The sequence below is a fragment of the Pseudoalteromonas sp. SG44-17 genome, from assembly GCF_014164235.1.
Lineage (GTDB): Bacteria > Pseudomonadota > Gammaproteobacteria > Enterobacterales > Alteromonadaceae > Pseudoalteromonas > Pseudoalteromonas rhizosphaerae.
The window spans coordinates 1-9,975 of record NZ_JACJEV010000061.1 but is presented as its reverse complement, the minus strand read 5'-3'; the positions used below and the strand labels follow the sequence as shown (position 1 = coordinate 9,975).

Genomic DNA, 9,975 nt, shown 5'->3' with positions numbered 1-9,975 from the left:
CCTTTGACCTTTGACCTTTGACCAGCATAAACAAAAAAGGCTGCACAGTGCAGCCTTTTATTCTAGTACTAGATAATGAATCTAGTGTGTATAAATATAGTTTAACCTACATTTTTACGTGCATTGCGGAACATACGCATCCATGGGCTATCTTCGCGCCACTCATCTGGGTGCCACGAGTTAGCAACCGCACGGAATACACGTTCAGGGTGAGGCATCATTACAGTAGCACGGCCATCAGCTGAAGTAATACCTGTGATACCTTCTGGCGAGCCGTTCGGGTTAGCAGGATATTGTGTCGTAGGGTTACCGTAGTTATCAACAAACTTAACCGCTACAGTACCTGACTCAAGCGCTGCTTTCACTGCTGCATCATTAGCAAACTCAGCATGACCTTCACCGTGAGACACAGCGATAGGCATACGAGAGCCCGCCATACCGTTGAAGAATACCGAAGGATTCTCTTGCACTTCAACTAAGCTAAAACGTGCTTCAAAACGCTCAGATTTATTCGTCACAAAGCGTGGCCAATGTTCAGTGCCAGGGATCAACTCTTTTAATGTTGATAACATCTGACAACCGTTACACACACCTAAACTAAATGAGTCTTGGCGCTCAAAGAAGCTTTGGAACTGCTCACGTGCCATATCATTAAATAAGATTGATTTAGCCCAACCTTCACCAGCACCTAACACGTCACCGTAAGAGAAGCCGCCACATGCCACTAAGCCTTTAAACTCTTCCAGACTTAAACGCCCTTCAAGAATATCGCTCATGTGTACATCAACTGCCGCAAAACCAGCACGGTTAAATGCTGCTGCCATTTCTAAATGCGAGTTAACACCTTGCTCTCGTAAGATAGCCATTTTAGGCTTAGCGCCTGTCGCAATATACGGTGCTGCCACATCTTCATTTAAATCGAAGTTTAGTTTAACGTTAAGACCAGGATCTTTAACATCAAACTTGGCATCAAATTCTTGCTTAGCACAATCAGGATTATCACGACGTGCTTGCATTTGGTAGGTGGTTTCTGCCCAAATAGTACGTAATTCAGTACGCGTGTTACTAAGTACAGGGTTACCAGCGCGGTTAAATACCACACTGTCGTCACTGTTAAGTGTGCCAATTTCATGGCTGATTGCAGCAATGCCATGCTCAGCAAATACTGCGTTCACGACCTCTAAATCACTGTTAGCAACTTGGATTACCGCACCGAGCTCTTCATTATAAAGTGCTTCAATGTCAGAACCTGTTAAACCATCTAAATTAACAGTCACACCAGTATGACCCGCAAATGCCATTTCAGCCACTGTGGTAAATAAACCACCGTCTGAACGGTCATGATAAGCAAGTAACTTATTATCAGCGACTAACGCTTGCATTGCATTGTAGAAGCCTTTTAGTAATTCAGGGCTATCTACATCTGGCGTTACATCACCTAATTGCTTATAAACTTGCGCTAAACTTGATGCACCTAGTCGGTTTTTACCAGCACCTAAGTCAACCAAGATAAGTGAGGTTTCACCTTTATCTGTACGTAGCTGCGGAGTAACCGTTTTACGTACATCGTCAACACGACCAAACGCGGTGATAATAAGTGATAATGGTGCTGTTACTGACTTCTGCTCGCCATTCTCATCCCACTGGGTTTTCATCGACATAGAGTCTTTACCCACAGGAATGGTTAAACCAAGCGCAGGACAAAGCTCTTCACCCACCGCTTTAACTGCTTCGTAAAGACCCGCATCTTCGCCAGGGTGACCAGCTGCTGCCATCCAGTTAGCAGACAACTTAATGTTTTCAAGCGGTCCAATGTTAGCACAAGCAATATTGGTTAATGATTCAGCTACGGCCAAACGTGCTGATGCACCGTAATTAAGCAATGCTGCAGGTGTACGCTCACCAAGAGACATTGCCTCACCATGGTAAGTGTCATACGTTGCTGCAGTTACGGCACAGTTAGCAACTGGCACCTGCCAAGGACCAACCATTTGGTCACGAGCAACTAGCCCTGTTACTGAGCGGTCACCAATGGTGATCAAGAACGTCTTTTCAGCAATCGCAGGTAAACGTAATAAACGTGTTGCCGCTTCACTTACGTCAATATTTGCAGTATCCAGCGCTTTACCAATAACTTGTTGAGATTGCGCTTCACGGTGCATTTTAGGTGCTTTGCCTAATAACACATCCAGTGGTAAATCAACGGGGTTGTTACCAAAATGGCTATCTGCAACGGTTAAATGACGCTCTTCAGTCGCTTCACCTATCACTGCATATTGCGCACGTTCACGCTTACAAATGGCTTCAAAACGGTCAAAATCTTCAACCGCGACAGCAAGTACATAACGCTCTTGAGACTCGTTACACCAGATCTCATGCGGTGCCATGCCCGGCTCATCATTCGGAATATCGCGCAGTTGGAATTTGCCCCCACGACCACCGTCATTAACAAGCTCAGGGAATGCATTTGATAAACCGCCCGCGCCCACATCGTGAATAAACGCGATTGGGTTAGCATCACCTAACTGCCAGCATTTATCGATGACTTCTTGACAACGACGTTCCATTTCTGGGTTTTCACGTTGTACTGACGCAAAGTCTAAATCTTCATTTGATTGGCCTGACGCCATTGATGAAGCGGCACCGCCACCTAAACCAATGTTCATCGCTGGGCCACCTAACGCAATCAACTTAGCGCCAACAGGAATTTCACCTTTTTGTACATGGTCAGTACGAATATTACCTAAACCACCGGCAAGCATAATTGGCTTGTGGTAACCACGCACCTCAAGGCCATTATGACTGATTACTTGCTCTTCATAAGTGCGGAAGTAACCGACTAAGTTTGGACGACCAAACTCATTATTAAACGCAGCGCCACCCAATGGGCCCTCAGTCATAATATCTAATGCTGTAACGATACGAGCAGGCTTACCAAAATCAGTTTCCCACGGTTGCTCGTAACCAGGAATACGTAAATTTGATACAGTAAAGCCAACTAAACCTGCTTTTGGCTTAGAGCCACGGCCTGTTGCACCTTCATCACGAATTTCACCACCAGAACCGGTAGCAGCACCAGAAAAAGGTGCAATCGCAGTTGGGTGGTTATGGGTTTCAACTTTCATCAAGATTTCAATGTTCTCTTGATGATATGCATATTCACCTTCAGCATTTGGGAAGAAACGACCCGCTTTCGAACCTTTCATTACTGCGGCGTTATCTTTATAAGCAGATAATACGTTTTCAGGGTTTAGCTCGTAGGTATTTTTAATCATTTTGAATAGCGATTTAGGCTGAACTACACCATCGATGGTCCAATCTGCATTAAAAATTTTATGACGACAATGCTCTGAGTTTGCTTGTGCAAACATAAATAATTCAATGTCGTTCGGGTTACGCCCTAACTTTTGGAAGTTTTCTACCAAGTAATCAATTTCGTCATCAGCAAGGGCAAAACCTTGCTCAACGTTTGCAGTTGCTAGCGCTTCACGGCCGCCGGCTAAAATGTCAACTGATGACATTTGACTCGGTGCATCAGTACGGAATAACGTCGCAGCGTCGTCCATTGCGCTGTGCGTTGCTTCGGTCATGCGGTCATGTAATAAGGCTGCAACTTGATTTAATTGCTCAGCGTTTAAGTCACCTTCAACATAATAAGCGATGCCGCGCTCAACACGGTGTACTTGAGTTAAGCCACAATTATGTGCAATATCCGTCGCTTTTGAAGCCCATGGCGAGATTGTGCCAGGACGAGGCGTTACTAACACCAAAGTGCCTGCAGGTGTATGTTCGGCAATCGTTGGACCATAGGTAAGTAACTTCTCAAGCTTAGTTTGCTCATCACTTGACAGCTGTGCGGTTAGATCTGCAAAGTGTGCATACTCAGCGTATACATTAGTGACTGGAAGTTGCGCCTGTTGGCAACGGGCTAAAATTTTCTGAACTCTAAAATCGGAAAGTGCTGGTGCACCACGAAGGATCAACATAGGTATTTTCATCCGGGGTTAGGGATTGAACGATATTTTAGGCGGGTATTATATACTCAAGTAACTCGGAAATACAGGTTAAGCAGGGAATTAAAATTGCGGCAAGAGCGCTATAAGTTAGCATCGTTTATTACTAATAATGCCTAGTGGCAGATGAAATATCAAACACAGTAAAGTCAACTATGACAAATCGCCAAGTGACGTCATCGCAAAGTTTTGATATAAGGGTGTAATAGCATTCAAGGGGCACAGTATGTTTAAACAAAAGCTAATAACAATCATTACGTTAGTAATGCTTTTGTGTGCCTGCGATATGCAACAGCAGCAATCTCAACTTAGCCAAATAAAAACTCAAAACAAAATCAGAGTGGGTACGTTAGCTGGAGCAAGTAATTATTATCAAGCAGTGCAAGGTGAACAAGGATTTGAATATGAGTTAGCCCAAGAGTTTGCAGATCACCTTGGGGTTGAACTTGAGATGGTGCCATTTTTTAACTTATCCGACATGTTTTCACGCTTAGATAGCGGCGATTTAGACTTAATAGCCTCTGGTTTAACGTACAATAAAGTACGCGCCCAAGATTACCGTTTTGGCCCAACCTATCGCACAATTAGCCAAAAACTGGTTTATAAACAAGGTAGAGTAAGACCTCGTGATTTTGATGATCTAACCGATAACCTGACAGTACTTGCCAAAAGTAGCCATTCATTGGCACTGCAACAAATTAAACAAACTCACCCCAATTTAAATTGGCGCGAAACAGAAGATCTCGACGAAGAAGAGCTATTACAAGCAGTGATCGATGGTGAAATTGATTACACTCTTGCCGACTCACATACCCTATCGTTGTTTCGTCGCTATCACCCTAATCTTAGTATTGGTTTTTCTGTTACTCGTAACGATCCCATTGCTTGGCTGCTGCGCAAAGACGGCGACGATTCGTTATATGCGTTAATGGTGCCGTTTTTTGGTGAAGTAAAACACAGTAATCAGCTTTATGTACTTGAAGAAAAATATTTTGGCCATGTCCGCCAATTTAACTACGTTAATACCCTTGCCTATATTGAAGCAATTAAAGAAACACTGCCAAAATATCAACCTTGGTTTGAGCAATATGCAGGCAGCCTAGATTGGCGATTACTTGCAGCTTTAAGTTATCAAGAATCAATGTGGAATCCGCGAGCAAAATCCCCCACAGGAGTTCGTGGTATTATGATGCTCACTCGTGATACTGCAAAGCAGGTCGGCGTAACTAATCGTCTTGCTCCTGAGCAAAATATCAAAGGCGGCGCAGAATATTTGACGAAGCTAGAAAAACGAATTCCCGACCGCGTTCCTCAGCCAGATCGTACTTGGCTAGCTTTAGCATCCTATAATATTGGTTGGGGTCACGTGAACGATGCTCGTATTATTACCGAGCAGCAAGGTGCTAGCCCTGATAAATGGGCTGATGTGAAAAAACGCTTACCGCTATTAATCAAAAAACGTTACTACCGTAAAACCAAGTACGGCTATTCGCGCGGTGACGTTGCAGTCAAGTATGTGGATAATATTCGTCGTTACTACGATGCACTAGTTTGGTTAGATGAAAATGACGCGATCAGCACACCGACTACTGAACCCGATGATGCAGAACAAATAGATCAACCTACTACCCAAGCTGCTGAGATTAAAAATCCAAAGCCTGCCACAATACAAACCACGGTCTCCCCAACAAAAGATGACAGTATCGATGAGCAAGCACCGCAAAAAAAAGATAACGGCGAACAATAAAAATAACTTTAAATGCGATAGGTACGCGCAAACTAAAATATCTATTTACTTGTCATCAAATGATCACTAATGTGTAGTATCAAGTATATAATTAACTTATATCTTTTCTCACTCTCACATTTTCAGGAGAAACCATGCTGAAACGTCGGCGTACACATTCGTTCAAACGAAATGTTATTTATTCATCATCTACCCGTCGCAGAATAATGCTGCGTAATTTACATAGAAAAGTAATTTGGCGTCGTAGAATGTTTGCAATGCAACAAATGGCAGAGTTAAGCATTGCAGCACCTGCAGGTTAAGCCTTCAGGTCACGCAAAGCTTTCTTTGCAGCTTTTATTTCTTGACGGCGGCGTTTAAAAAAATCAGAAATAGTTTGCCCACATAACTCACCTAGTATTCCGGCCTCAACTTCAACCTGATGATTTAATCTAGGATCTTGTAATAGATTCATAATAGAGCCTGCTGATCCTGTTTTTTCATCCGCAGCACCAAACACTAAACGTTTGATACGACTGTGTACTAGCAACCCGGCGCACATAGAGCATGGCTCCAACGTGACGTATAAAGTACAATCAATCAAGCGGTAATTATTAACGACCTTGCCACCTTCGCGTATCGCAATCATCTCTGCATGAGCAGAAGGATCGTTATCGGTAATCGAACGATTATAGCCAGCTGCAATCAACTGATTATCTTTGACCAGTACAGCACCGACAGGAATTTCATTCAACTGCTCCGCTTTTTTTGCATACTCTAGAGCTTGCGCCATCCAATATTGATCGTTCAATTGTTCACTCATTGACTTAATCTTTAACTAATTATTGTTTAATTATACTCACTTAGGCCATTAAAACGCTAAATATACTGATTAGTGATAAAAATAAAACAAATTAAAACAGCTTTAACATGGCTCACCCCGTGCGATTTACGATATAATCTCTCGCTTTTTTTATTTAGCTCACAACACACGGGTAGCAAATGAAATTTCCTGGACGCCGCAGGCATAAACATTATTTTCCAGTGGAAGCCAAAGATCCACTTACTAATCAACTCAACGCCAGTGATAAGTTGCAACGCAGCTACATCACAGGGATAGATCAAATCGTAGTTGATATAGAAGCTAAAGTCGATCAAGCTTTCCTTGACGAATTTCAACTGCGCCGAGGTATGTCGCAAGTTATTGATAGTGATATAACCAATGCATTATATGACCGCTTAAAACTCAACGATATGATCGATTATGAGTTTGCAGGCGGTACTATCGGCAACACTATGCACAACTACTCAGTATTAGCGGATGACCGCTCTGTACTACTGGGTGTGATGAGTGAAAACATTAAAATTGGTAGCTACGCTTATCGCTTTTTATGTAACACCTCAAGTCGTGTCGATCTCGACTACTTACAACCGGTAGATGGTCCGATCGGTCGCTGCTTTACACTCATTGACGATACTGGTGAACGTACTTTTGCGATCAGCGCAGGGCTGATGAACCACCTACGACCTGAATCAATCGATCAGGAGTTAATAGAGAACTCATCGGCATTAGTGATCAGTGCTTACTTAATGCGTACGCAAGGTTCTGAGACGATGACAGAAGCAACAATGCAAGCTGTCAAATATGCCAATGATGCTGGCATCCCTGTCGTACTCACTCTTGGTACTAAGTTTTTAATCGAGCAAGACCCTACTTGGTGGGCTAGTTTTGTTGAAAAACATGTTGATATTTTAGCAATGAATGAGGAAGAAGGGCTGGCAATAACTGGCTTTGAAGACCCTCTACTTGCTGCTGATAAAGCACTTGATTGGGTAGATTTAGTGATCTGTACCGCAGGTGAAAAAGGCTTGTTTATGGCAGGCTACATCGATGAGCAATTTAAACGAGAAACAGAATACCCATTGCTGCCTGGCGCAATACCAGATTTCAATCGTTATGAGTTTTCGCGCGCTATGCGCAAAGTTGACTGTCAGCAGCCAATTCGTGCATACAGCCATACAGCGCCATTTATGGGTGGTCCAGACTCTATTAAGAACACCAATGGTGCAGGAGATTGTGCATTAGCGGCGGTACTACATGACTTATCGGCAAATGTTTACCATAAGCTCAATGTTGGTAATTCAGCTAAACACCAGCAACCGGCAATGACCTACTCATCATTAGCACAAATTAGTAAGTATGCTAACCGTGCCAGTTTTGAGGTGTTAGTACAGCATTCACCGCGCTTATCTCGTGGTTTACCTGAGCGTGAAGACTGCCTCGAACAGGTTTATTGGGAGCAGTAACAACTCCCAATACATATTAGTTAAAAAATAGAGATATCAAGTTTTTTAGATAGCAGCTCAAGGGCTGCTATTCCTGCCACCGAGTTGCCAAATGAATTTAACCCTGGCGACCACACAGCCACTGTAAACTTATTCGGTAACACCGCTAATATAGTGCCCGATACTCCTGATTTACCCGGCATACCAACCCTATAACCAAAATCGCCCGCCGCATCATAGAGGCCGCTGGTAAATAATAATGAGTTGAGCTGTTTGTTTTGCAGACTTGAAAGTACGCGTCTATTAGACACGTTATCTATCCCTTTATTGGCCAGAAAGTTATATGCTTTAGCCAATTCGACACAATTGAGCTCTATTGCACAAAAATTAAAATATGCCCATAACACATCGTCAACTTCGTTTTTAAAGTTACCAAAGGACTTCATTAAATGCCCCATAGCAGCATTACGATGACGAAATTCATACTCAGAATTAGCGACCTTTTTATCAATCACTATGCCCTTATTTCCAGACAATAACCTAAATGTTTCTAACATTGAATGCATAGGTGCAGACAAGCGGCTATATAACGCATCACAGGTAACGATAGCACCGGCATTTATGAAAGGGTTACGCGGTATACCCTTTTCAAACTCAAGCTGAGTCAAAGAGTTAAACGCAGTACCTGACGGCTCTTTGCCGACTCGTTGCCATAATTCATTACCATAGCGCTGCAGCGCTAACGTTAACGTCATTACTTTAGAAACAGATTGAATTGTAAAGCGTTGCGAGCAATCGCCTGCGCAAAATGTCTGGCCATCAGTCGTATATATAGCAATAGAAAATTGGTTAGCATCAACCTCAGCCAATGCTGGAATATAATCCGCCACTTTACCTTGTGATAACAGTGGTTGCACCTCAGCGGTAATTTCATTTAAGACTTGTTGATAATCAGAGGTAGGCAAGGTAACCCTCATTGGCATTGAAAACAGAAATAAAATTCTACCATATTAGAAGAAAAGCAGACTGACTTTATTACTCAAATAATACCTAATAAAACACGCTTACAGTCACTTATTAATAATGCTGATTTGCCTTTTACTTACAAAGAGTGCGAGCTTGCCTATCACTTATAGAGGGCGCTAGTTTTCAAGATTAGAAAATGACAGTACACGCATGTCAAAGGTTAACGCTGACGGCTCGAAGCCAATAGCTTTCCTGCAGACGTAAAAAAGCCCGACTATTGCTAGTCGGGCTTTCTCAATTTAGATCCTGTCAATGTCGTGGTGCCCACAGCGGTAGAGAGTCACATAGCAAATGTATAGAGTCGGCTTTAGGCTCTTATTCTTTTTTACCTAAAACCTATTGCCTTTCACCTCGAACCTTTATTTTTACTTTATTCCAGACGTAAAAAAGCCCGACTATTTCTAGTCGGGCTTTCTCAATTTGGAGCTTGGCGATGTCGTAGTGCCCACAGCGGTAGAGAGCCACATAGCAAATGCGACACTATCTTTGTGTCGGGGCGGCCTTGTGCGGGGCTCGCCTTCGAGCTGTGTATAGGAATACACATGCCGTAGAGCATAGGGATTGCAAGAGCGGCCACTACTGAGTTCACCATGGGGTCTTGGCTTGGTGTTTTTACTTTATTCCAGACGTAAAAAAGCCCGACTATTTCTAGTCGGGCTTTCTCAATTTGGAGCTTGGTGATGTCATAGTGCCCACAGCGGTAGAGAGCCACATAGCAAATGTATAGAGTCGGCTTTAGGCTCTTATTCTTTTCCTTTAACCTATTACCTTTCACCTCGAACCTTCTTTTTACTTTATGCCAGACAACAAAAAACCCGTCACATCGCTGTAACGGGTTTCTCTTATTTGGAGCCTGGCAATGTCCTACTTTCACATAGCAAATGCTACACTATCATCGGCGCTGTTTCGTTTCACTACTGAGTT

6 protein-coding genes are annotated in these 9,975 nt (G+C 43.0%); 3 read left to right on the top strand and 3 right to left on the bottom strand.

What is annotated here, in order from left to right; translation table 11 throughout:
- Window positions 1-101: 101 nt before the first annotated feature.
- Complete coding sequence (purL, locus tag H5182_RS21610) at window positions 102-3,986, bottom strand: phosphoribosylformylglycinamidine synthase (protein WP_182760618.1); 3,885 nt, start codon at window positions 3,984-3,986, stop codon at window positions 102-104.
- Window positions 3,987-4,239: 253 nt separating this feature from the next.
- On the opposite strand from purL, the gene mltF reads away from it, so the two are divergent.
- The gene (mltF, locus tag H5182_RS21605) at window positions 4,240-5,760 is read left to right on the top strand and encodes a membrane-bound lytic murein transglycosylase MltF (protein WP_259398341.1); all 1,521 of its coding nucleotides are present in this window, start codon (window positions 4,240-4,242) and stop codon (window positions 5,758-5,760) included.
- A gap of 134 nt (window positions 5,761-5,894) precedes the next feature.
- On the top strand, window positions 5,895-6,062 hold the full coding sequence (locus tag H5182_RS21600) for a hypothetical protein (protein WP_169020230.1): 168 nt from the start codon (window positions 5,895-5,897) through the stop codon (window positions 6,060-6,062).
- Here the strand turns inward: H5182_RS21600 and tadA are convergent.
- Entirely contained in the window at window positions 6,059-6,562 is a 504-nt protein-coding gene (tadA, locus tag H5182_RS21595) for a tRNA adenosine(34) deaminase TadA (RefSeq protein ID WP_145235034.1), read from the bottom strand. The two genes, H5182_RS21600 and tadA, sit on opposite strands and share 4 nt — an antisense overlap.
- A gap of 179 nt (window positions 6,563-6,741) precedes the next feature.
- Between tadA and H5182_RS21590 the strand changes: the two genes are divergently transcribed.
- The gene (locus H5182_RS21590) at window positions 6,742-8,046 is read left to right on the top strand and encodes an inosine/guanosine kinase (protein WP_145235032.1); all 1,305 of its coding nucleotides are present in this window, start codon (window positions 6,742-6,744) and stop codon (window positions 8,044-8,046) included.
- 20 nt (window positions 8,047-8,066) lie between these two features.
- Here H5182_RS21590 and glsB read toward each other — a convergent pair whose 3' ends face one another.
- Complete coding sequence (gene glsB, locus H5182_RS21585; RefSeq protein ID WP_145235030.1) at window positions 8,067-8,990, bottom strand: glutaminase B; 924 nt, start codon at window positions 8,988-8,990, stop codon at window positions 8,067-8,069.
- Window positions 8,991-9,975 lie beyond the last annotated feature (985 nt).

What these genes read in the sequence shown, in the direction of transcription:
- purL (WP_182760618.1), bottom strand. Translation starts at nt 3,986, where the DNA reads ATGTTGATCCTTCGTGGTGCACCAGCACTTTCCGATTTTAGAGTTCAG.
- mltF (WP_259398341.1), top strand. Translation starts at nt 4,240, where the DNA reads ATGTTTAAACAAAAGCTAATAACAATCATTACGTTAGTAATGCTTTTG.
- H5182_RS21600 (WP_169020230.1), top strand. Translation starts at nt 5,895, where the DNA reads ATGCTGAAACGTCGGCGTACACATTCGTTCAAACGAAATGTTATTTAT.
- tadA (WP_145235034.1), bottom strand. Translation starts at nt 6,562, where the DNA reads ATGAGTGAACAATTGAACGATCAATATTGGATGGCGCAAGCTCTAGAG.
- H5182_RS21590 (WP_145235032.1), top strand. Translation starts at nt 6,742, where the DNA reads ATGAAATTTCCTGGACGCCGCAGGCATAAACATTATTTTCCAGTGGAA.